Annotated in this window: 16 protein-coding genes; 5 read left to right on the forward strand and 11 right to left on the reverse strand. The window is 71.8% G+C overall.

The window, feature by feature from the left end:
• Positions 1–34: 34 nt before the first annotated feature.
• The 7 genes from AOM00_RS00150 to AOM00_RS00180 form a co-directional block, all read right to left on the reverse strand.
• On the reverse strand, positions 35–1,144 hold the full coding sequence (locus tag AOM00_RS00150) for a branched-chain amino acid aminotransferase (RefSeq protein WP_062515866.1): 1,110 nt from the start codon (positions 1,142–1,144) through the stop codon (positions 35–37).
• A gap of 168 nt (positions 1,145–1,312) precedes the next feature.
• Entirely contained in the window at positions 1,313–2,371 is a 1,059-nt protein-coding gene (locus AOM00_RS00155; protein WP_062515867.1) for a 3-isopropylmalate dehydrogenase, read from the reverse strand.
• A 284-nt stretch (positions 2,372–2,655) separates the two neighbouring features.
• Complete coding sequence (gene ilvC / locus AOM00_RS00160; protein ID WP_062515868.1) at positions 2,656–3,687, reverse strand: ketol-acid reductoisomerase; 1,032 nt, start codon at positions 3,685–3,687, stop codon at positions 2,656–2,658.
• 86 nt (positions 3,688–3,773) lie between these two features.
• Complete coding sequence (gene ilvN / locus AOM00_RS00165) at positions 3,774–4,295, reverse strand: acetolactate synthase small subunit (protein WP_062515869.1); 522 nt, start codon at positions 4,293–4,295, stop codon at positions 3,774–3,776.
• A gap of 4 nt (positions 4,296–4,299) precedes the next feature.
• The gene (locus AOM00_RS00170; protein WP_062515870.1) at positions 4,300–6,171 is read right to left on the reverse strand and encodes an acetolactate synthase large subunit; all 1,872 of its coding nucleotides are present in this window, start codon (positions 6,169–6,171) and stop codon (positions 4,300–4,302) included.
• A gap of 269 nt (positions 6,172–6,440) precedes the next feature.
• On the reverse strand, positions 6,441–7,967 hold the full coding sequence (locus AOM00_RS00175; protein WP_062515871.1) for a hypothetical protein: 1,527 nt from the start codon (positions 7,965–7,967) through the stop codon (positions 6,441–6,443).
• Between the two features lie 115 nt (positions 7,968–8,082).
• Positions 8,083–9,732: a variant leucine-rich repeat-containing protein gene (locus AOM00_RS00180; protein WP_062515872.1), complete on the reverse strand. Its 1,650-nt coding sequence runs from the start codon at positions 9,730–9,732 to the stop codon at positions 8,083–8,085.
• A 160-nt stretch (positions 9,733–9,892) separates the two neighbouring features.
• Here AOM00_RS00180 and AOM00_RS00185 point away from each other — a divergent pair, with 160 nt between their 5' ends.
• The 4 genes from AOM00_RS00185 to AOM00_RS00200 all read left to right on the forward strand — a co-directional run bounded on the left by AOM00_RS00185 (position 9,893) and on the right by AOM00_RS00200 (position 14,988).
• Complete coding sequence (locus AOM00_RS00185; RefSeq protein ID WP_062515873.1) at positions 9,893–10,537, forward strand: TetR/AcrR family transcriptional regulator; 645 nt, start codon at positions 9,893–9,895, stop codon at positions 10,535–10,537.
• A 1-nt stretch (position 10,538) separates the two neighbouring features.
• Complete coding sequence (locus AOM00_RS00190; protein ID WP_062515874.1) at positions 10,539–11,525, forward strand: DUF5692 family protein; 987 nt, start codon at positions 10,539–10,541, stop codon at positions 11,523–11,525.
• A 137-nt stretch (positions 11,526–11,662) separates the two neighbouring features.
• The gene (locus tag AOM00_RS00195) at positions 11,663–13,246 is read left to right on the forward strand and encodes an ATP-binding cassette domain-containing protein (protein WP_062515875.1); all 1,584 of its coding nucleotides are present in this window, start codon (positions 11,663–11,665) and stop codon (positions 13,244–13,246) included.
• Entirely contained in the window at positions 13,243–14,988 is a 1,746-nt protein-coding gene (locus tag AOM00_RS00200) for an ABC transporter ATP-binding protein (protein WP_062515876.1), read from the forward strand. Before AOM00_RS00195 ends, AOM00_RS00200 begins: the two co-directional genes overlap by 4 nt.
• A gap of 14 nt (positions 14,989–15,002) precedes the next feature.
• On the opposite strand, the gene AOM00_RS00205 is transcribed toward AOM00_RS00200, so the two are convergent.
• The 4 genes from AOM00_RS00205 to ilvD form a co-directional block, all read right to left on the reverse strand.
• The gene (locus AOM00_RS00205) at positions 15,003–16,553 is read right to left on the reverse strand and encodes a WD40 repeat domain-containing protein (protein ID WP_062515877.1); all 1,551 of its coding nucleotides are present in this window, start codon (positions 16,551–16,553) and stop codon (positions 15,003–15,005) included.
• A 142-nt stretch (positions 16,554–16,695) separates the two neighbouring features.
• A complete protein-coding gene (locus AOM00_RS00210) occupies positions 16,696–18,309 on the reverse strand; it encodes a TolB-like translocation protein (protein ID WP_062515878.1) in 1,614 nt (537 codons plus the stop codon).
• A complete protein-coding gene (locus AOM00_RS00215; protein WP_062515879.1) occupies positions 18,306–18,827 on the reverse strand; it encodes an RNA polymerase sigma factor in 522 nt (173 codons plus the stop codon). The genes AOM00_RS00210 and AOM00_RS00215 overlap by 4 nt, the downstream gene beginning before the upstream one ends.
• Before the next feature lie 280 nt (positions 18,828–19,107).
• The gene (gene ilvD, locus AOM00_RS00220; RefSeq protein WP_062515880.1) at positions 19,108–20,805 is read right to left on the reverse strand and encodes a dihydroxy-acid dehydratase; all 1,698 of its coding nucleotides are present in this window, start codon (positions 20,803–20,805) and stop codon (positions 19,108–19,110) included.
• A gap of 270 nt (positions 20,806–21,075) precedes the next feature.
• Between ilvD and AOM00_RS00225 the strand changes: the two genes are divergently transcribed.
• On the forward strand, positions 21,076–22,794 hold the full coding sequence (locus tag AOM00_RS00225; protein WP_062515881.1) for a choice-of-anchor I family protein: 1,719 nt from the start codon (positions 21,076–21,078) through the stop codon (positions 22,792–22,794).
• Positions 22,795–22,856: the final 62 nt, after the last annotated feature.

Consider the following 22,856-nt stretch of genomic DNA (forward strand, 5'->3'; position numbering starts at 1 on the left):
GCAGGAGGACCGAGCCTCCCGCGCCCCGCGGGCGTCAGATGACCTGGGTCATCCAGCCGTAGGTGTCCTCGGCGCGGCCGTACTGGATGTCCGTCAGGCGCTGGCGCACCTTGAGCGTGACCTCGCCGGGCTCGCCGTCGCCCACCGTGACGTCGAAGTCGGTGGAGGCCATGCGCCCCACCGGGGTGACGATCGCCGCGGTGCCGCACGCGAACACCTCGGTGATGTCGCCGTCCTCGATCCCCTGGCGCAGCTCGGCGAGCGTGATGTCGCGCTCGACCACCTTGAGGTCCTGGTCCTCGACCAGCTGGATGATCGACGAGCGCGTCACGCCCTCGAGGATGTTGCCGTTGATGATCGGCGTGAGCACGGTGCCGTCCTTGTGGACCGCGAAGACGTTCATGCCGCCCAGCTCCTCGAGCACGGAGCCGGTGGCCGCATCGAGGTAGAGGACCTGGTCGAAGCCTCGCTCGATCGCCGCCATCTGCGGGCGCAGCGAGGCCGCGTAGTTGCCGCCGCACTTCGCGGCGCCGGTGCCGCCCGGACCCGCGCGGTGGTAGTCGCGCTCGACCCAGATGCTGACGGGCTTGACGCCTCCCTTGAAGTACGGGCCGGAGGGCGACGCGATGAGCAGGTAGTCGACCCGCTTGGGCGCACGCAGGCCCAGGAAGACGTCGGTCCCGATGAGGAACGGACGCAGGTACAGCGACGTCTCGGGGGCGTCGGGGACCCAGGCCTGGTCGATCTCGACAAGCGCGCGGATCGACTCCATGAAGTCCTCGACCGGGAGCTCCGGGAGAGCCATGCGCCACGCGGAGCGGTTGAGACGCTCGGCGTTCGCGATCGGGCGGAACAGGTGCACCGAGCCGTCGGCCCAGCGGTACGCCTTGAGGCCCTCGAAGACCTCCTGCGCGTAGTGCAGCACGGAGGCGGCGGGGTCCATCGGGAGGGGGCCGTAGGGCTCGACCCGGCGGTCGCCCCATCCCTCCGCAGCGGTCCACGTCATGTGGGCCATGTGGTCCGTGAACTGGAGGCCGAAGGCGAGGTCGCGCAGGCGCTCCGTGCGCTCGGCGTCGGTGGCCGGGCTCGGGTGGGGGACGACCCGGAAGGCCTCCGCAGTGGACGATGCAGCGATGTCGGTCACGTCTGGGCCTTCCTGTGATGGGGTGTCTGTCTGAGGGTAGTGCTCGCCGGGTGGCGCTTCGTCAATCCCGACGTCCGGTGCACGCTTCTCTCGCGGATCGTGCACCGGACGTCGGGGTAAACGCTTGCCCGCTGGGGGGGCGGGGGCGGGGGCGGGGGCGGGGTGGGCTCAGCCTCGGATGCGGGCGGCGATCGCGTCGCCGACCTCGGACGTGGAGCGCGGGCCGTTGCCCTCGGCGCCGGCGGCGACCTTGGCCGAGGCATCGGCCGCGACCGCGTCCTCGACCTTCTGCGCGAGGTCCTTGTGGCCGAGGAAGTCGAGCATCATCCCGACCGAGAGGACGGTCGCCGACGGGTCCGCGATCCCCTTGCCGGCGATGTCGGGCGCCGAGCCGTGGACCGGCTCGAACATGGACGGACCGGTCTTGTCGGGGTTGACGTTGCCGGAGGCCGCGAGACCGATGCCGCCCGAGATCGCGGCGGCCTCGTCGGTGAGGATGTCGCCGAACAGGTTGTCGGTCACGATCACGTCGAACGATGCGGGCGCGGTGACCAGCTTGATGGTCGCCGCATCCACGTGCAGGTAGTCCCACGTGACGTCCGGGAACTCCGGCGCCACGGCCTCGACCGTGCGGCGCCACAGGTGGCCGGCGTGGACGAGCACGTTGTGCTTGTGGACCAGGGTGACGTGCTTGCGGTCGCGGCCCTGAGCGACGGTGAAGGCGTAGCGGACCACGCGCTCGACGCCGTGACGGGTGTTCACGGAGACCTCGGTCGCGATCTCGTGCGGAGTGTCGACGCGCAGCGCGCCGCCGTTGCCGACGTACGGTCCCTCGGTGCCTTCGCGGACCACGATGAAGTCGATGTCGCCGGGCTCGCTCAGCGGCGACACCTCGCCCGGGTAGAGGCGCGAGGGACGCAGGTTGACGTACTGGTCGAGCTCGAAGCGGAGCTTGAGCAGCAGGCCGCGCTCGAGGACGCCGGACGGCACGGTCGGGTCGCCGATCGCGCCGAGCAGGATGACGTCGTGGCCCTTGATCGCCTCGAGGTCCGCGTCGGTGAGGGTCTCCCCCGTCGCGTGCCAGCGCTTGGCACCGAGGTCGAACTCGGTGGTCTCGAACGTGATGTCGGTGCCCTCGGTCGCGGCGGCGAGGCACTTGAGGCCCTCCGCCACGACCTCCGGGCCGATGCCGTCGCCGGCGACGACTGCGAGGCGGTAGGTGGTCATCGGTTCTCCCTCGGTCGGATGCTGACCCGCCCCGTCATCGGGCCGCGGGCTCTGCCTCCATCCTAGGGGAACTGTCCACATGTTGGGGAGCCCGTCTCGCATCGCGAGACGCGCCTCGCGCAGGCTAGGGCGCGACGTCGAACACGAACGACTCGACGACCGGCTCGGCGAGTGGCGCTCCACGTGCGGCTTCGGCGACCGGCCGCCCGCAGCATCGTCCTGACGCACGACGAAGGGGAGGTCCCGGACGGGACCTCCCCTTCGCTTCGGTCAGGCGGGGCGGATCAGCGCGCCGCGGAGCCGTCGACGTAGTCGGCGTCGACCGTGGCGGCCGACCACGAGAACAGGGCGCGGAGCTCCTTGCCCGTCTTCTCGATCGGGTGCGACTCCTCCTTCGCGCGGAGCTCCTTGAACTCCACCGCGCCGTTGTCCTGGTCGTCGATGAAGCGCTTGGCGAACGCACCCGACTGGATGTCCGCGAGGACCTCCTGCATGGCCTTCTTCACCTCCGGCGTGATGACGCGCGGGCCCGAGACGTAGTCGCCGTACTCGGCGGTGTCGGAGATGGACCAGCGCTGCTTGGCGATGCCGCCCTCCCACATGAGGTCGACGATGAGCTTGAGCTCGTGGAGCACCTCGAAGTAGGCGATCTCGGGCTGGTAGCCGGCCTCGGAGAGGACCTCGAAGCCGTACTGGACCAGGTGCGACATGCCGCCGCAGAGCACGGCCTGCTCGCCGAACAGGTCGGTCTCGGTCTCCTCGGTGAAGGTGGTCTTGATGACACCCGCACGCGTGCCGCCGATCGCCGACGCGTAGGACAGCGCGGTCGCCCACGCCGAGCCCGAGGCGTCGACCTCGACCGCGATGATGTCCGGGATGCCGCGGCCCGCGACGTACTCGCGGCGCACCGTGTGGCCCGGGGCCTTGGGGGCGATGAGGATGACGTCGACGCCCTGCGGGGCCTCGATGTAGCCGAAGCGGATGTTGAAGCCGTGCGCGAAGGCGAGGGTCTTGCCCTCGGTGAGGTGCGGCTTGATCTCGTCGTTGTAGATGGTCCGCTGGTGCTGGTCCGGCGCGAGGATCATGATGAGGTCCGCCCACTGCGTGGCCTCGGCGACCGTGAGCACCGTGAAGCCGTCGTTCTCGGCCTTCTGGGTCGAGGCCGACCCGGCACGCAGCGCGACGCGGACGTCGACGCCCGAGTCGCGGAGGTTCTGCGCGTGGGCGTGGCCCTGCGAGCCGTAGCCGACGATCGCGACCTTCTTGCCCTGGATGATCGAGAGGTCGGCGTCCTTCTCGTAGAACAGCTCAGCCATGCTGGGGATCTCCTTCGTTTCGGTACTGACGTAGATGAGAACTGCGGACGGACGATGCGGCGGTCACCCGCGCATCGGCCGTGGGGTCAAGCGGTGGCGACGCGGTCGAGCGCGCGCTCGGTGATGGAGCGGGCGCCGCGGCCGATGGCGACGGTGCCGGACTGGACGATCTCGCGGACGTCGTGCGGCGCGAGGGCCGCGAGCAGCGCCTCGAGCTTGTCAGGGGTGCCGACGGCCTCGATCACCACGGAGTCCGTGGAGACGTCGACGATGTGCGCGCGGAACAGGTCCACGATCTGGAGCACGTCCGTGCGCTGGCGGGCGTCGGCGCGGACCTTCACCAGGAGCAGGTCGCGCTGGACCGAGCGGCCCTGCTCGAGCTCGACGATCTTGAGCACGTGCACCAGCTTGTTGAGCTGCTTGGTGACCTGCTCGAGCGGGAGGTCCTCGACATCGACCACCACCGTGATCCGCGAGATCTCGGGGTGCTCCGTCTGGCCGACCGCGAGCGAGTGGATGTTGAAGGCACGACGGCTGAAGAGGCCCGCGACGCGGGCGAGGACGCCGGGCTTGTTCTCGACGAGCACGGAGAGCGTGTGCTTGGTCATGGGGTCAGTCCTCCCGGTCCCACTCGGGCGCGATGCCCTTGGCGTACTGGATCTCGTCGTTCGACTTGCCGGCGGCGACCATCGGCCACACCATCGCGTCGCGCGACACCGTGAAGTCGACCACCACGGGCTGGTCGTCGATCTCGTTGGCGCGCTTGATGGTCGCGTCGACGTCCGCATCGGACTCGCAGCGCAACCCCACGCAGCCCATGGCCTCCGCGAGCTTGACGAAGTCGGGGACGCGGCGCGTGCCGTGGCCGGTGTGCAGGTCCGTGTTCGAGTAGCGCTGGTCGTAGAACAGCGTCTGCCACTGCCGGACCATGCCCAGGCTCGAGTTGTTGATGATCGCGACCTTGATCGGGATCTCGTTGATCGCGCAGGTGACCAGCTCCTGGTTGGTCATCTGGAAGCACCCGTCGCCGTCGATCGCCCACACCTGCTTGTCGGGCGCGCCCACCTGGGCGCCCATCGCTGCGGGCACCGAGAAGCCCATGGTGCCGAGGCCTCCCGAGTTGATCCACGTGTTCGGGTGCTCGTACTTGATGAACTGGCTGGCCCACATCTGGTGCTGGCCCACACCCGCGGTGTAGATGGTGCGGTCGGGGTCGTTGAGCTCGCCCAGGCGCTGGATCACGTGCTGCGGGCTCGACAGCTGGTCGTTGGTCGGCGTGTAGCCGAGCGCGTACGTGGTGCGCCAGTCGTCGAGCTGCGCCCACCAGGCCTCGAGGTCCGGCTTGCCGTGGCGCTCATGCTCGGCGGCGAGCGCCGGGACGAGCGCCTCGAACACATCCTTGAGGTCGCCGACGATCGGCACGTCGACGGCGCGGTTCTTGCCGATCTCCGCCGGGTCGATGTCCGCGTGGACGATGGTCGCGTGCGGGGCGAAGCTGTTGAGCGCTCCCGTGACGCGGTCGTCGAAGCGTGCGCCGAGCGACACCACCAGGTCCGCCTTCTGCATCGACGCGACCGCCGCCACCGTGCCGTGCATGCCGGGCATGCCCAGGTGCTGCGGGTGGCTGTCGGGCAGCGCGCCGCGCGCCATGAGCGTGGTCACCACGGCCGCGCCGGACAGGTCCACGAGCTTGCGCAGCCCGGCCGATGCGCCGGAGCGGATCACGCCGCCGCCGACGTACAGGACGGGTCGACGCGCCGTGGCCAGCAGGCGCGCGGCCTCCTGGATGGTCTTCTGGTGCGGACGCGCGCCGGCGTTGAAGCCGGGCAGCTCGATGCGGCCGGGCCACTGGAACGTGGTGGTGGCCTGCTGCGCGGACTTCGCGATGTCGACCAGGACGGGGCCGGGCCGGCCATGGCTTGCGATGTAGAAGGCCTCGGCGATGGCTCGGGGGATCTCCGCCGGGTCCGTCACCAGCACGTTGTGCTTGGTGATGGGCGCCGTGATGCCCACGATGTCCGCCTCCTGGAAGGCGTCGGTGCCGATCATCGCCGCACCCACCTGACCGGTGATGGCGACCATGGGGATGGAGTCCATGTTCGCGTCGGCGATCGGGGTCACCAGGTTGGTCGCACCGGGGCCCGAGGTGGCGATGCACACGCCGACCTTGCCCGTCGCGTGGGCGTAGCCCTGAGCAGCGTGGCCGGCGCCCTGCTCGTGGCGCACCAGGATGTGGCGCAGGCGCTGCGAGTCCATCAGGGGGTCGTAGGTCGGGAGGATCGCTCCGCCGGGGATGCCGAAGACGTCGGTGGCTCCCGCGCACTCGAGCGAGCGGATGATCGCCTCCGCACCCGTCATCTGGACGCCGTTGAGCGCAGGGTCGGGGTTCGACTGCGGCGTGGGGCGCGCCAGCGTGGGTGCGCTGGGCGCCTGGCGGGCGATGCGGGCCGCGGGCACGCCCGGCTTGGCCTGAACCTGTGCCATCTTCTCTCCTGGGGGTCGGGGTGAGGCGGTCCTCGCGTCCGCCTCGCATGAAAGAACCCCTCGGCCTGGCGGCGTCGGGGTCAGCGCGCGGACGATGCGTGGGTCTCGGGGCTAGTCCGCGCGCCCGATAACTCGTACGAGGATCGTCTGCATGCCAGCGACTCTACGCCCGGGTTCGCGCGCGTGTCACCAGATGGACAATGAATCTCACATCGTGGTTCACCATCTTGCATTCTGAGACGGTGCTCCCCTGGCGGGGAGCACCGCGCTCACTCCACGTACGTGTGACGTGCCACCAGCGCGCCGTCGTTGTCCTCGATGAGCCAGCGACCGTCCGCGGCCCAGACCGCGCCGGAGTACCGGTGGCCCTCGACAGGAAGCCACATGAGGTCCACGCTCTCCACGTCGTAGAGGCCCGTCCACGCCTCCGAACGCGTCGTGCCGTTGATGATCAGCCCGGACGAGTCCGGCGTCCACGCGACCGACAGCGGCTCGAGGCCGCTGAACCAGATGTCGCTCTCGTCGAGCTCGTCCGGGTGCGCGGCGTCGTCGACGTCGACCACCGCGACACCGTCCCAGCCGATCACGGAGAACCGCTGTCCCGAAGGCGCCCAGCGGATCCCGCGGTAGCTGCTCACACCTGGCACCTCGCGATCGCCGCTGCCGTCGGCGGCGAACAGCCGCACCGGCTCGTGGTCGTCGCCGTCGCCCTGCGAGTAGGTGTACGCACCCCACTCGCCGGTGGGGTCCCACACGGGCGTGGAGAGCGCGTAGACCGAGGGGTCCTCCAGGGTCAGCGCCGCGGCGGAGATCGCCTGCTCGGTCCCTGACGCCAGCAGCGTGCGGTAGAGCCGGATCTCGCCATCGTGCGATGCGTAGTAGACGACCGCGCGCCCGTCCGGCGCGAACGTCCCTCGCGCGCCCATCGCGACCTCGGTCACGCGCTTCGAGGCGCGGTCGACGACCACGATCGAGCTCGCCGTGCCGTCGAGGCTCCAGTCGCGGCCCGTCCCGAGGGAGACCACCATGCTGTCGCCCGACGGGCTCCACTGCGCGTCCACCACGGTCCTGCCGGGGAAGTCGACCGACCAGGAGACATCGCCCGTGACCACGTCGACCACCTCGAGCGCGTGCCCGTCCTCGCCGGACGTGCCGATGAGCAGCTCGTGGCCGGTCGGCGCGAGCTCGATCGTGGTGAGGGTCGAGCCCGTGAGCTTCCGCGCTTGGAGCGGCCCGGACCCCGCCACGGAGCCCACGTAGATGAGGGAGGACTCGTATCCGCCGGTGAACGTGGTGGCGCGGGCGACGTACGCGGCGCCGTCAGGCGTCGTGTCGACCGCGAAGAACGCGTTCGCGGTGGCGCCAAGACTGCGCACCTCGCCCGCGTAGGCGGCGTTCCACACCTGGGGCGCCGCGATCGCGACGGGCTCTTCTGTGGGCTCCGGCTCGGCGCTCGCCGATGCGCTGGGCCCGGGCGACGGGGGCGCGACAGCGATCTCGCTCGGCGTCGCGCTGGGAACAGGGGATCCGGCGGGCACCGCGACGACGTCGGGCTCGACCGTCGCCGTGACGCTCGGGACAGGGCTCGGGCTCGACGACGGCGCGTCGGTCGCGGCCACAGCATCGTCGGCGTTCGCCTGCACCACGACGACGCCGATCGACAGAGCGATCACGCCGATCGCAGCGGCGGTCGGCACCCACACCTTGGGCGGCCTCAGCGCGTCAGCCCACGCGGCCCAGCGTGATGCCCCGGGCCCCGGTGCGTCCGGCGTCGACTCCTGCGTCTGCTCATCCATGCTGCCCCCAGCGGATCCGTTGATGAGACCCTAGCGGCACCATGTGCCATGACCGGGTGACCCCGGGTCTCGACTCGATAACGACACCGCTGGCAGATCGGTTGGGTCGGGTCTGTCAGAACCCGTACATCAGCTCCTCGAGCGAGCCGTCCTCGCTCGCGTCGGCGTAGCCCTCGGTGACGCGGACCAGGTAGTCGCCCAGCGTCGCGAACGGGCTCACCAGCCAGCCGTCGCCTTCCTTGAGGACGGTGAGCGTGAGATCGTCGATCCCGAGCATCTCGAGCGGCGGTGCGTCGGAGAGGCAGAGCTCCTCCTGGTACGACGTCTCGACCGTCATGCAGCCGTCGTCGTAGCGCACGGTCGACGGGCTCCCGCCGTCCGTCGGCTCGACCGCGACGAGGAACGCGAGGACCTCGGCGACCGCACGGCCGCCGTCCGTGGCCACGTCCACGTCGGTGATGTCGAGCGTCAGCTCGGGCGCCCCGGACCAGTCCACCTCATCGAGGAGGGGCTCTCCGTAGATCGACAGGAGCCGGCGCTCGGGCAGCGGCATGACCGCCGCCAGGGCCTCGAGGTCGTGCGTGCTGAAGAACTCCTCCACGGCGTCCGCGGTCCCGGTGACGGCCTGCTCCGGCGTGGCGAACGCGAGCGCGTCGACCACCGCGCCGCCATGGTCGACGCGACCCACCGCCGCGTACGAGGCGAGCTCCGCGACCGTGAGCATCGGGCTGACGTACCAGCCGCCCTCGTCGACCGTGACGAACGCCAGGGGCGAGAGGTCGCCGGCGTCCGGGTCGACATGCTCGGCCTGCTCCTCGAGCACCTGCGCGATGTCGAAGGTCCACGGGAACGTCTCGTCGACCCACGAGTCGATCGCGTCGCGCGCGGTGTCGAGCTCGGAGTCGATCATCGAAGGGTCGTAGCCCATCTCCTCGAGGCCCGCGGTCGCCGCGGCCTCGTACTGCTCCATCACGGCGTCGATGAAGGGGCCCTTGTCCACATCGGCCTCGATCACCCCGCCTGTGATGCGGACCACCGCGACGCCCTCGGCGAGCTCCTCGGTCTCGTACACCATCCCGCGGAGATCCACGTCGACGGTGTCGAGGATCGCCTCCACGTCGAAGGACTCCTCCGCGTCCGCGACGCCGCCGAGCCGCTGCTGGGCGATCTCGTCGAAGCCGTCCGCCAGATCCTGGAACAGCTCACGCTCGGACGGCGCGATCGAGGTGCCGAGCGCGACCATGTCCCCGCTCAGCGCGCCGTCGACGAGCTTCTCGACCGCGCTCTGCGGGCTGCCCGCCCCGTGGAGGAACGTGAAGTAGGCGAACGCACCGCCCGCGGCAAGCGCGAGCACGACCACGCCGGCGACGATCCCGGCGACCACGCGACCGCGAGGACGCGGACGGGTCGCCCCGAGGACATCGACGTCCGCCTGCTCGGGGGCGGGCGCCACGGGATCGGCGACCGCGACGGGCGCCGCATGGGCGGCGACGTACCCCGCCTGAGCCGGCGCGTGACCGGCCGTCAGGGGCCCCGCCGGCGTGAACGATGCCGGCTCGGGCGTGCGCAGCGCGGCGACCGTCGCGCGTGCCTGGGGGTCACCGTAGGCGGCGAGCCAGTCGAGCAGCGCGGGGTACGCCTGCGGGTGCCGGGCGACCGCCGCACCGAGGTCGGGACGCTGCTGGACGATCTCACCGAGCCGCGCCGGCGCGGTGTGCGGATCCAGGACCTCGGCGTCGGGCGCGGCGGGCTGGCCAGTCGTCATTCTTCCCCCTCAAGAAGCCGCGCCTTCGCGCGTTGTCGCGCACGGTAGCACGCGCCCTCTACCTCGGCCGACGCGTTCCCGACGACGCGCCGCCCGCGCATCGTCCGGTCGGGACGTCCGTCCCAATTGACGATGTGTCAATGGGCGCTAGCGTCCTGTCATGGAGACCCGACGCCGGCGCACCGTCAAGGCGCCCGATGCGCGCCGCGAGGAGATCGTCGCCGCGGCCCGACGGATGTTCGCGCAGCGCGGCGTCCGGGCGACGACGTTCCAGCACATCGCCGACGAGGTCGGCGTGACGCGCGGCCTGGTGTACCACTACGCCGGTTCCATGGACCAGCTGGTGACCCTGGTGCTCGATGCATGCGTCGCGGACTTCGCGGACGAGCTCCGCGCATGGGACGCCGCGCGCACCCCCGGTGACATCGACGGAGCGGTCCGCACCTACATCCAGCTGTTCCGGCGCAACCTTCCCCACCGTCTCGACGGCAAGGCGCACACCGCGCACCCGCTCCCGCGCCTCGACGACGCGGGCCTGTACGTCCGCTACGTCGACCAGTCCGTCACCGCGCTGCTCGACGTGCTCGAGGCGACCACCATCCCGGCCTACGCCGCGCGGCACACCATCGAGATCCGCCACGTGCGCGCGACCTTCGCGATGCTCCTCCACGGCATCGTCGGCGTGATGCGCACCACCCCCGACATCGGCGACGACGTGCTCGCCGACCTCGTGCGCCAGACCCTCCGTCTGGCGCCTCACACCTCCCGGGGCCCCGACCGGGAACGACCGCTCGAAGGAGAGTGAGATGTTCCTGTTCGAATCGATCACGTTGGCCCAGGGGGTCATGTGGTTCGTGGTGCTCGGGGCCCTGATCGGGCTCAACGAGCTCTCGCGCCGCGGGCCCTGGGCCGGCATGTTCTTCTTCATCGCCGTACCGGTGGTGCTCACCATCTTCGTGTGGCCGCACACCGCCGGCGAGGGATCCTCCACCGGCACCTGGTTCCACTGGGTGAAGGTGTACTCGGCCCTCGCCGGCTGCCTGGGCTTCCTCGCGATTCGCTACATCCCGCGGCTCCAGAGGAACCGATGGGCGCTGATGTTCCCCGCGGGCATCCTCGCCCTCAACATCCTCGAGGCGTGCATCCGCGACTTCCAGGTCGGCGCCATGAACGCCGACGGCATGGTCGACGGCGTCTACATGCTGTCCGGCTCCTGGAACTGGATGAACGGCGTCGCCGGGCTCATCAACCTGCTCGCGATCACCGGCTGGATGGGCATCTACATCGCGCGCGACAAGGTCCAGGACATGATCTACCCGGACATGATCTGGCCCTGGATCATCGCGTACGACCTGTGGAACTTCGCGTACGTCTACAACTGCGTGGGCGACCACTCGTTCTACGCGGGCGCCGCGCTGCTCATCAGCTGCACCATCCCCGCGTTCTTCATCCGCAAGGGTGCGTGGCTCCAGCACCGCGCGCACACCCTCGCGTTCTGGATGATGTGGACCATGGCCGTGCCGGCCTTCGTGTCCGACTCGTCGTTCGCCGTCGAGTCCTCGCACGACCCTGCCGCGCTGTTCACGGTGTCCGCGATCTCGCTTGCGGCCAACCTGGCCCTCGCCGTCTACCAGATCCGCAAGATGCGCGCGGGTCGCAAGAACCCCCTCAAGGTCGAGATCTACGACGACACGCCGGCCTACCGCCGCGTGGTCAGGTCCATCCCCGGCGCATCCGAGGCGCAGCTGGCGGCGGCCGGCGTCGAGCCCGCGCGTGTCGAGGCGGCCGTCTGACCGAGGCGCTCCCCCGCACCAAGGAGGCCCCGCATCGTCCGCCCGGAGACGGACGATGCGGGGCCTCCTCGCGCGCCAGGCTGCCCAGGACCTCCGACCCTAATTTCGCAACGCTGGAGTGCCGTTAAGATTGGCCGGTGCTGACCTATCGCCCCCTTGTGCTGGGCGTCCTCGCGACCGTGCTGACCGCCCTCCTGTACCTCCGGGCCGGACGCGCGATCGACGACCAGGACGGCGCAGGCCTCGTGCTCGCCGCCCTCGTGCTCGCCGCGGTCGTGGGGGCGAGCTCGTGGTACGCGACACACGCCGCCGCACGGGATCAGGTCGCGCTCGAGGGCGCGGACCGCTCGCGCCTGGTGCGGCACGTCATCGCGCTCGGGCCGGTGCACCGCACACGCGCGCAGGCCGGGCGGCTCGTCTCCACCGCGACCGATGCCGTGGAGCGGTCGGCCCAGTACCGAGCGACGTTCCTCGGCTCGGTCATCGGATCGCTGCTCGCTCCTCTCGCCGTGGTGGTGATCGTCGCGGTCGCGATCGACCTGCGGATCGCGCTCCTCCTCCTTGCCGCGGTCCCCGTGGTGCCCCTCGCGATCTGGGGCTTCCGGAAGCTGTTCCGCAAGGTGTCGACCACGTACCGAGCCTCCGCACGCCGCCTGGCCGCGGAGTACCTCGACTCGCTCCAGGGACTGCCCACGCTGCGCGGGCTGGGCGCCGGTCGAGCACGCGGAGCGGCACTCGCGGTGCACGCCGAGCGCGTGCGTGCCGATGTGATGCGCCTGCTGGCGGGGAACCAGCTGGTGCTGTTCGTGACGGACGCCGTGTTCTCGCTCGCGATGATCGTCCTCGCCACCGGGCTCGCGATGGCGGGCGCCGCGGCGGGCACGCTGACCGCGGGCGAGGCCATCGCCGTGGTGCTGCTGTCGACGCTCATGACGGAGCCGGTGGACCGCATCGGACAGTTCTTCTACATCGGCATGGGCGGCATCGCGTCCGGCAAGGAGATCGCGCGCACGCTCGCGCAGCCGACCCCGCGCGCCGCCGCGGATGCACCCGAGCCCACCGCCGACGACGGCTCGATCGTGCTGGAGGACGTGACCTTCACCTATGGCCGGGACGCGTCCGCACCGGTGCTCGACGGCTTCGCGCTCCAGGTGCGGCGCGGTGAGCGCGTGGTGCTCGCGGGCCGCTCGGGAGCAGGCAAGTCGACGGTGCTCGGCCTGATCCAGGGCCACCTCGCTGCGCAGTCCGGGACGGTGAAGGTCGGCGGGCACGATGTCCGCGACGTCTCCCCCGCGTGGCTCCATCGCCGTCTGGGGATCGTTGCGCAGCAGACGTACCTGTTCACCGGGTCGCTCGCCGAGAACCTGCGGCTCGCGGCACCCGAGGCGAGCGAGCGGGACCTGTGGGAGGCGCTGAGGCGCGCACGCCTCGAGGACGAGGTGCGCGCGTGGCCGCGCGGCCTCGACACCCCGGTGGGCGAGCGCGGCATGGCGCTCAGCGGCGGCCAGGCCCAGCGCGTCGGCATCGCGCGGGCGCTGCTCGCGGACGCCCCGATCCTGCTGCTCGACGAGCCGACGTCGCAGACCGACCTCGACGCCGAGGCGGAGATCCTCGCCGCGATCGCGGAGCTATGCGAGGACCGCACGGTGCTCGCTGTCGGTCACACCGAGGCCGTGCTGTCGTCCTCGACCCGCATCGTCACCGTGGGAGGTGCCGCATGACCCGCTGGCTGCTGACCGTCGCTCGCCCGGTGCTCGCACCGCTGAGCATCTCCATCCTCATGCGCACCGTCGCGCTCATCGGCGGCGTCGCGCTCCTGGTGGTCGCCGTCGAGGGCGTGACGACGGCGGTGGACGGCGGTGCGCTCGCGCCCGTGCTGTGGACACTGGTCGCGATCGCGCTGGTCAAGGCCTTCGCGCGCTACCTCGAGCAGTACGCGGGCCACTACGTCGCCTTCAAGGCGCTCGCGCTCCTCCGCGTCATGATGTTCGAGCGCCTCGAGCCCCAGGCACCCGCCGCCGTCGAGGGGCGCCGCACGGGAGACCTCCTGTCGCGCGCGACCCGCGACGTGGACCGCGTCGAGGTCTTCTTCGCGCACACCATCGGCCCGGCGCTCACCGCGGTGCTGGTGCCGCTCGGGGTCGGTACCTGGCTCGCGCTCGCCGTCTCCCCCGCTGCCGCTGCCGTCGCGGCGGTCGGCTGGGTGCTCATGCTGGGGGTCGCCTCCCTGGGCGCACGGGCCTCGGTGACGGCGTCCGCCGGGCTGCGCGAGCGGCGCGGGGCACTGGCGCAGCACGTCACCGACACCGTGCAGGGCGTGTCCGAGGTGATCGCGTTCTCCGCCAACGAGCGCCGTGTGGCGGAGCTCGAGGGCATCGGCCGCGACACCGCCATGCTCCAGGCGACCCGCGCCCGGTGGGCCTCCGCTCGCCGGGGGCTGACGCACGCGCTGGCGGTCGCGACCCCGATGGTCGCGCTGGCCGCCGCGCTCCCGCTCGGCTGGGAGACCGCGGTGGTCGCCGCCGCCGCTGTGCTCGGCGCGACGCCCGCCGTGGTCGCCGTCGAGGAGTTCGCCGCGGAGCTCGACCAGGCGTACGCCGCCGCCGCGCGCCTGCGCGAGGTCATGGATGCGCCGCCGGCCACGCCCGAGCCGCTTGTGCCCGCCACCGCGCCGCGCGGCGAGATCGACGTCGCGCTCACGGACGTGACGTTCTCCTATCCGAGCATGGAGGCCGGCACGGATGGCGACGTCCCCGCACGCCGCGCCCTCGACGGCGCGACGCTGTCCATCCCCGCCGGCACCACCACGGCGCTCGTCGGGGTCTCGGGCGCCGGGAAGTCCACCATCGGCGCGCTGATCGCGCGTTTCCACGACCCGGGCGAAGGCAGGGTGACGCTCGGCGGCGTCGACGCCCGCGACCTCGCCGACGCGGACCTGCGGCGGCTCGTCTCCGTGGTGCCGCAGCGTCCGTACCTGTTCGCCGGGACCATCCGCGACAACCTGCTGCTCGCGCGTCCCGACGCCACGGAGGACGAGCTGCACCGGGCATGCGCCGACGCGATGCTCACCGACACGCTCGCGCGGATGCCCCAGGGACTCGACACACCCGTGGGCGAGCACGGCACGCAGCTCTCGGGTGGCGAGCGTCAGCGCGTGGCGATCGCGCGTGCGCTCCTGCGGGACGCGCCCGTCCTGGTGCTCGACGAGATCACGAGCCAGCTCGACTCCGCCACCGAGGCAGGTCTGGGCGAGGCGATGCGCGCCGTGCGCCGCGGCCGCGCGGTCGCGGTGATCGCGCATCGGCTCACGTCGATCGTGGACGCCGACCAGATCGTCGTGGTCGATGCGGGACGCATCGTCGAGCGGGGCACGCACCATGAGCTGCTCGCCACGGGTGGCGCGTACGCGCGCCTCTGGGCGCGTCAGGCCGCGGCCGAGGACGCCGCCGGCGCGCGTCGCTGAAGCGCCGGCGCCGCTCAGCGGCGCGTCACCAGGAAGCGTCCCGCGACGCCCTGGTCGCCGTCGGGCACGGGGCCGAGCGACAGCAGCAGGCGGTCGCCGTCCGGGGACCACACGGGCGCCGATGCGGCATACCCGGGCTGAGGATCCGAGAGCCGGGCCGCCTCGCCGTCGCGCACGACCACGGGCCACGCCGCGGCCGGCTTCTCGCTCGAGGCGGGCCTGCCGACCATCACCACGATCCCGGAGCCGTCCGGGAGCGGGGTCGGGTAGTCCAGGGCGGTCCCGCGCGCATGCGGAACCTTCACCTGCTCCGCGGCGCCCGACACGCTGTCGACCAGCCACACCTCGCACGCGGTGACGCTCCCATCGCAGTCGTCGACGAGCAGCGTGACGCCGTCGGGCATCCATCGCACACGCGCCCACGGCAGGTCGAGCGTGGTCGCGAGCGAATCGTGCACGCCCTCGACGTCGACCACCCGGATGGAGACCGGAGAGCTCTGCTCCGCGTACGCGACGGTGCTGCGATCGGCCGAGAGCGCGGGCGCGGTGACCACCGTGCGCGCGGTGAACAGCTTGCCTGCGCCCGAGCCGAGCACGCCCTGCCGGGTGCCGTCGAGCGACGAGGACCACAGCTCGAGCCGTCCGCCGTCGACCTTGCGGTAGATCAGCGTGCCGTCCTCGGCGAAGCCGGGCATCACGCCCGTGTCGATCGCGGTCACGGCGCCGTCGGACAGGCGCACGGTCGAGATCCTGTAGGCCCGGGGGTCGCCGTCCGCACCGGACGCGGCGGTGTCACGGACGGCGACCGCGAGGCAGGCACCGTCCGCCGACCACACGACGGACTCGGTGCCCGCGCCGGCGAGCTGCGCGACCAGCGTCTGCTCGCCTGAGAGGGTGTCGATGGTCGAGACCTCGACCGCGTCGTCACCGACGCCGCGCACCACCGCGAGGAGGGTGCGGGTGGGGTTCCATGCCAGGCTCGGCGCGCCGATCGATGGCAGGTCGAGCACCGAGGCCATCCCCTGGGCCTCGAGCAGGCGGACCGTGTACGCCCCCTCGCCATGCTCGACGGCGGCGACGCGGGCGCCGTCGGCCGAGAACCCCGCGTCGACGTACTCGGGGAGCTCGGTGGTGGCCGGGGCCTCGACGTCCGCGGACCTGGCGCCCTTGTCGCCCGGAAGCACCTGCGTCGCGGCCTGCAGCGCGACCGGCAGCGCGAGGTCCGGCACGCACGCGGTCACCGGCGTCCGGTCGGCCTCGAGCGGCAGCGCCTCCGGCTCCGCCGATGCCGGCGCGCTGGGAGAGGTCGACGGCGCGACCGCCGCCTCGGGCGTCGCGTCGAGGGACGGCGCAGCGATCGCCGCATCGTCACCGGGGCTCGCGGTCACGCGCGGAACCTCCGCCGCGGCGCGCTCACGCGCGACCGGCCCTACCAGGGCGAGGCCGAGTGCGACGGCAAGCGCCGTCGCCGCCGCCCCCGCCGGGATCCAGAAGCGCGGCGAGCTCAGCACGGCGGGCCAGCGCGAGCCAGGCACGCCCGAATCGACACCGCGTTCGTCGTCCACGTGATCCTCTCCGCTGTTCCCGCTCACCTGTGAACCCTAGAGGCACAGGGTGACGCTCACGTGATCCTCGTCCCCGAGCCGCCACATGACAAGGGACGATGCGCGGGCCGAGGCCCACGCATCGTCCCGTCGGGAGGTCGGGCTACTGCTCGACCACGTAGAGCGCCCCGCGCCCGCTGCCCGGTCCCGCGAGGATCTGGAGCACGTACCGGCCGTCGGGGGACGCCACCGGCATGCCGCCCTCGATCCAGCCATCGGCGGTGGGCGCAGGGGCGCCCGAGGTGAGCGTCGGCTCGATCACGAGCGAGCGGTAGGACTCCTCCCCGCAGAGCGAAGCGAGCGCGACCACGCGCGAGCCGCTCGCGGAGTAGACGCCCACGCTGTTGCGCAGCTTCGCCTCAGCCACCGTGCCCGTGGCGGCGTCGATCGATGCGGCGCCCGAGCTCCCCACCGCGACCGCATGGCCGTCGGACGTCCAGACCGGAGGGTAGTCCGAGTCCACGTCCGCCTGCGCGATCAGCGCGCCATCGCGCGACGCCACGGTCAGGCGCGTGCGGTGCGGCTCGTCGTCGCGTGCGGTGAGCACCGCGATGTACGAGGAGTCCGCGGACCACACGGGGGCGCCGCGGTCCGCATAGCTCGTGGACGCGCCAAGGGTCGCACCGGTGGCGCCGACGGCCGCGAGCTCTCCCGACTCGGCGTCGAGCAGCTTGGTGCCGTACTCGGCGGCCGCGGCGATCATCGTGCCATCGGGCGAGTACGCAGGCCACCCGCCTGCCCGGAGCCGCTGCTGATCCCCCGTCTCGGCATCGACACGCATGACGACGGGGAACGACCCGCCCATGCGGCCGCCGCCCGTCGCGCTCGCCGCGCCGTACACGATGTCGCCGGTGAGCGGCGAGACGTCGTACCCATGGATACGGTCCGCGCGTGCGACCTCGGACACGTCGCCCGTGGCCACCTCGCCCCGGTAGAGGATGTGGGTGCCGTCCTCGGCCGCGCCGATCCAGAGCACGAACGTGCCGTCGGGCGACCACCGGACGGGGCTGAGCGACTCGACGGCGAAGCCCTCGGACAGCTCGGTGGCCGCGCCGTCGACACCGAGGATCCAGACCGCGCCCGGACCCACCGTGAGCACGGCTGCGCGGGTGGAGTCCGGAGACCAGACCATGTCCACGATCCCGTCCCTCGCCTCGTCACCGCGGAACCGCGTGAGCGCATGGGTCGCGTCCGACCGTGCCGGCGAGGCAGGGGCACCATGCGCCTTGAGGTTCCACGGCGCACCCAGGTAGTCGGTGTTCGAGCTCGTGTCGGCGCAGCGGATGCTCGCGAGCGCGAGCCCCGCATACACGTCGCCGCTCGTGTCGAACTGCGGGACGGTGGGCGTGACCTCGGTGGGCGCGGGCGTAGGCGAGGCCGACGGAAGCGCCTGGGCCGTCGCGGTCGCCTGCGGCGTGGCCGAGGCGGACGGCGTGGCGCTCGGCGTGGCGGAGGGCGTCACGCTGGGCGACGGGCTGGTCGACACGGTCGGCGCCGCGGGCGCCGGCTCTCCGCCCCACGCACCGATCGACAGGAAGCCGATCCCGCCCGCGGCCACGATGCCCATGGCGACCGCCCCCGTCAGGACGGCGGAGCGGGTCCGGCGGCGGCGACGGGCGGCGCCGCCGAGCTGCGCGGCCGAAGCCGGGTCGAGCGAGCCGGCGCTCGCCGCCAACGCCTGCTCGCGGCGGCGCATCATCTCCTCGAGATCGTTCATCGCTGCCCCCTCGTGATGGTGACGGACACACGGTCCGAGCTGTCGAGCTGCGCGTCCGTGCCGAGGCGCGAGTTGAGCGCGGAGAGGCCGTCCGAGACGTAGCGCTTCACGGCGCCCTCGGACAGCCCGAGCGCGGCGGCGGTGTCGCGGACGCTCATGTCGTCGAGGAAGCGCAGCACCACGCACGCACGCTCCCGAGGCGGAAGGGACTGCAGGGCTGCATCGAGGTCCGGCCAGGGCTCCGCCGGCCGGTCCGAGTGCGCGCGGGGCGTCTGAGCCGCGACCCTCCGCACGGTCGCATCATGGCGCGAGCTCTTGCGCCCGCGATCGACGAACCTTGTCGCGATCGCCTTGCGCACATACGCGTCCGCCGCGTCGAGCGACGCGAAGCGGCGGTGGCGGGCGAAGACCGCCACCATCGCATCGTGCACCAGGTCCGGCGCCTCATCCGGGCCCGCGAGCATGGTCGCGAGCGCCATCAGCCTCCCGTAGCGCTCCCGGCAGAGCGCCTCGAACATCGGTTCAGCAGCCTTGGTCACCACGATCCGATCACCCCCCTCAGCCCTATGAACGTGAGACCTCCGTCCGAGGTTGGGGGGACCGCGCTCGCGCACGCCCCGTGGATCTCCATGCTCATGGCTCGCCCCTTCGCCGATCGCTTCCGAAGACCCTAGCCGGGCCGGCACCGCGAACCGGCGACTCCTCATCACGATTCCGTCACAGAGGCGCACGACGGGGCCGAACGCACGGAGGCCCCGCATCGTCACCGGACGATGCGGGGCCTCCGTGGGGATGCGATCAGCTGAGGACGGCGCCCTTCGAAGCCGAGCCCACGAGCTTCTGGTACTTGCCCAGGACGCCCTTGGTGAAGCGCGCGGGGATGGGCTCCCAGCCCTCCTTGCGCGCCTCGAGCTCCGCGGCGTCGACGTGCAGCTCGAGGGTGCCGTTCGCCACGTCGAGCGTGATCCTGTCCCCGTCGCGGACGAAGGCGATGGGTCCGCCGTCGACCGCCTCGGGGGCGATGTGGCCCACGCACAGCCCGGTGGTGCCGCCGGAGAAGCGCCCGTCGGTGACGAGCAGGACGTCCTTGCCGAGGCCCGCGCCCTTGATGGCCGCGGTGATCGCGAGCATCTCGCGCATGCCGGGGCCGCCCTTGGGGCCCTCGTAGCGGATGACGACGCAGTCACCCTTCTGGATCTCGCCGGCCTCGAGGGCGTCGAGCGCCGCACGCTCGCGGTCGAAGACGCGCGCCGTGGCCTCGAACACGTCGTCGTCGAAGCCGGCCGACTTCACCACGGCGCCCTCCGGAGCGAGCGTGCCCTTGAGGATGGTGATGCCGCCCGACTTGTGGATCGGGTTGTTGAGCGCACGCACCACGCGGCCGTCGATCTTGGCGGGCTTGAGCTCGTCCATGTTCTCGGCGAGGGTCTTGCCGGTGACCGTCATGACGTCGCCGTGCATGAGGCCCGCATCGAGCAGGGTCTTCATGACGGCGGGGACACCGCCCACGCGGTCGACGTCGTTCATGACGAACTGACCGAACGGCTTGAGGTCGCCCAGGTGCGGGACCTTGGCGGCGACGCGCGCGAAGTCGTCGAGCGTGAGGTCCACCTCCGCCTCGTTGGCGATCGCGAGCAGGTGCAGGACGGCGTTGGTCGAGCCGCCGAACGCCATCACCACGGCGATGGCGTTCTCGAAGGCCTCCTTGGTCATGATCTGGCGCGCGGTGATCCCCTTGCGCAGCATCTCGACCACGGCCTCGCCCGACTTGTGCGCGTAGTAGTCGCGGCGGCGGTCGGCGCTCGGCGGGGCGGCCGAGCCGGGGATCGACATGCCGAGCGCCTCGCCCACGGACGCCATCGTGTTGGCGGTGTACATGCCGCCGCACGCGCCCTCGCCGGGGCAGATGGCCTTCTCGATCGCGAGGCGGTCCTCCTCCGACATGAGGCCCGCGGCGCACGCGCCCACGGCCTCGAACGCGTCGATGATGGTGACGTCCTTCTCGGTGCCGTCCGACAGCTTCACGTGGCCCGGCATGATCGAGCCGGCGTAGAGGAACACGCTCGCAAGGTCCAGGCGCGCCGCGGCCATGAGCATGCCCGGGAGCGACTTGTCGCAGCCCGCGAGGAGCACGCTGCCGTCGAGGCGCTCCGCCATCATCACCGTCTCGACCGAGTCCGCGATGAGGTCGCGGGAGACGAGCGAGAAGTGCATGCCCTCGTGGCCCATCGAGATGCCGTCGGAGACGGAGATGGTGCCGAACTCCAGCGGGTAGCCGCCGCCGGCGTGGACGCCGTTCTTGGAGGCCGCGGCAAGGCGCTGCAGCGAGAGGTTGCAGGGCGTGATCTCGTTCCACGAGGACGCGATGCCGATCTGCGGCTTCGCGAAGTCGTCGTCGCCGAGACCGACCGCGCGGAGCATGCCGCGCGACGCGGTCGCCTCCAGGCCATCGGTGACCTGGCGCGAGCGGGGCTTGATGTCGGGAGTCTGCGTCATACGCGCGAGTCTAGGGCGCTCGCGTGGGACACGGTGCCCGCATGGTGGACACGGACGATGCCGGGGTTGCCGGGGAGGTCCCGGCACCTCTCCAGCACCATGGACCGCATGGGCGGGGCGCGCCGGCACGCCTGGCCCAAGGTTCACCGAGGATTCACCGGCCCATGTCCGGTTCGTCACCTTGCGCTCAGTACGTTGAGTTCGACGCGGCACCCCCTCACTCAGGGACGATGCACGACCGCCGGCCGCGGCCCGACCCCGGAGGAACCGATGAAGCTGCTCCTTGCCGCCTGCGCGGCCACCGCCCTCGCCGCCGCGGCGGCGGCGCCTGCGACCGCCGCGATCGTGAGCGGTCCGACCACGTTCTCCGCCGACGGCGCGGCGCTCACGGTCTCCCCGCTCGGGACCTACGAGACGGGCGTCTTCGACGCGTCCGCCGCGGAGATCGTCGCCTTCCACGCGCGCTCGCAGCAGCTCTACAGCGTCGACGCGAACGTCGGGGAGGTCAACGTGCTCGACGCCTCGGACCCCGCCGCCCCGTCGCTGGTGGGCACGCTGGCCGTCGCCGGCATCGTCGACGCCTCCGGCGACATGATCCCCGCGGGCTCCGAGGCGAACTCGGTCGCGGTGCGCGAGGACGGGCTCGTGGTGGTGGCGGTCGAGGCCGCCGCCAAGACGGACCGCGGGTGGCTCGCGTTCTTCGACACCGACGGCGACGCGCTGGGCGCGGTCCGCGTGGGCGCGCAGCCCGACATGGTGACGGTGACGCCCGACGGCCGCATGGCGATCAGCGCGGACGAGGGCGAGCCCGACCCCACGTACACGGTCGACCCCGAGGGCACCGTGAGCATCGTGACCCTGCCGAGGAAGGTCGCCGCACCGACGCAGGCCGCGGTGCGGACCGCCGACTTCCACGCGTACGAGGGCGATGCCCTGCCCGACGGCGTGCGCGTCTTCGGTCCGACGTCCAAGGACGGCCTCGCCTACCCGGTCTCCCGCAACCTCGAGCCCGAGTACGTGACGGTCGACTCCAGGTCGCGCACCGCCTACGTCACCCTCCAGGAGGCGAACGCGATCGCGGTGGTCGACCTGCGCGCCGCCACGGTCGCCGACCTGTGGTCGCTGGGCGCGAAGGATCTGTCGGTTGCGGGCAACGGCATCGACCCCTCCGACAAGGACGATGCCATCGCAATCCGGCCGGTCCCCCTCAAGAGCCTGTACATGCCCGACTCGATCGCGGCCTACACCTCGCGCGGCATCACCTACCTGGTGACCGCGAACGAGGGCGACGCGCGCGACGACTGGAACGAGGGCCCGGACGGGTACGAGGAGTCGATCCGCATCGCCGACCTCGCGGACGACGGCCTGCTGTGCGACGGCGTCCTCACCGACGACCAGCTGAAGAAGGGCGCGCTCGGCCGCCTCGACGTCTCCACCGCATCGGGCTACAACGAGGACCTGGGCTGCTTCGACGAGCTCTACGCCTTCGGCGGGCGGTCCTTCTCGATCTGGACCACCGACGGCACGCAGGTGTTCGACTCGGGCGACGACCTCGAGCAGATCACCGCGGAGGCGCTGCCGGACTACTTCAACTCGAGCAACGACGAGACCGAGCTCGACTCGCGCTCGGACGCCAAGGGACCGGAGCCCGAGGGCGTCACCGTCGGCGAGGTGCGCGGCCGCACCTACGCATTCGTGGGTCTCGAGCGCATCGGCGGCGTGATGGTCTACGACGTGACCTCGCCGGCGTGCGCCGAGTTCGTCACCTACGTCAACAACCGCGACTTCGAGGCGGACCCCGAGTCCTCCGCAGCGGGCGACCTGGGCCCCGAGGGCCTCGCATTCATCGCGGCGAAGGACTCCCCGACGCGCTCGCCGATGCTCGCGGTGGGCAACGAGGTCTCGGGCACCACCACGCTGTACTCGGTCGACACCGTCACGGTCGACCGTCCCGCGAAGGGCAAGGGTCGACCGACGCAGCACCGCTGATCCTGCCCAGGGCCCGGGGTGCCGCAGGCGCGACGCCCCGGGCCCTTGCGCTGCACACCCGG

This window comes from Demequina gelatinilytica (genome assembly GCF_000971115.1).
GTDB lineage: Bacteria > Actinomycetota > Actinomycetes > Actinomycetales > Demequinaceae > Demequina > Demequina gelatinilytica.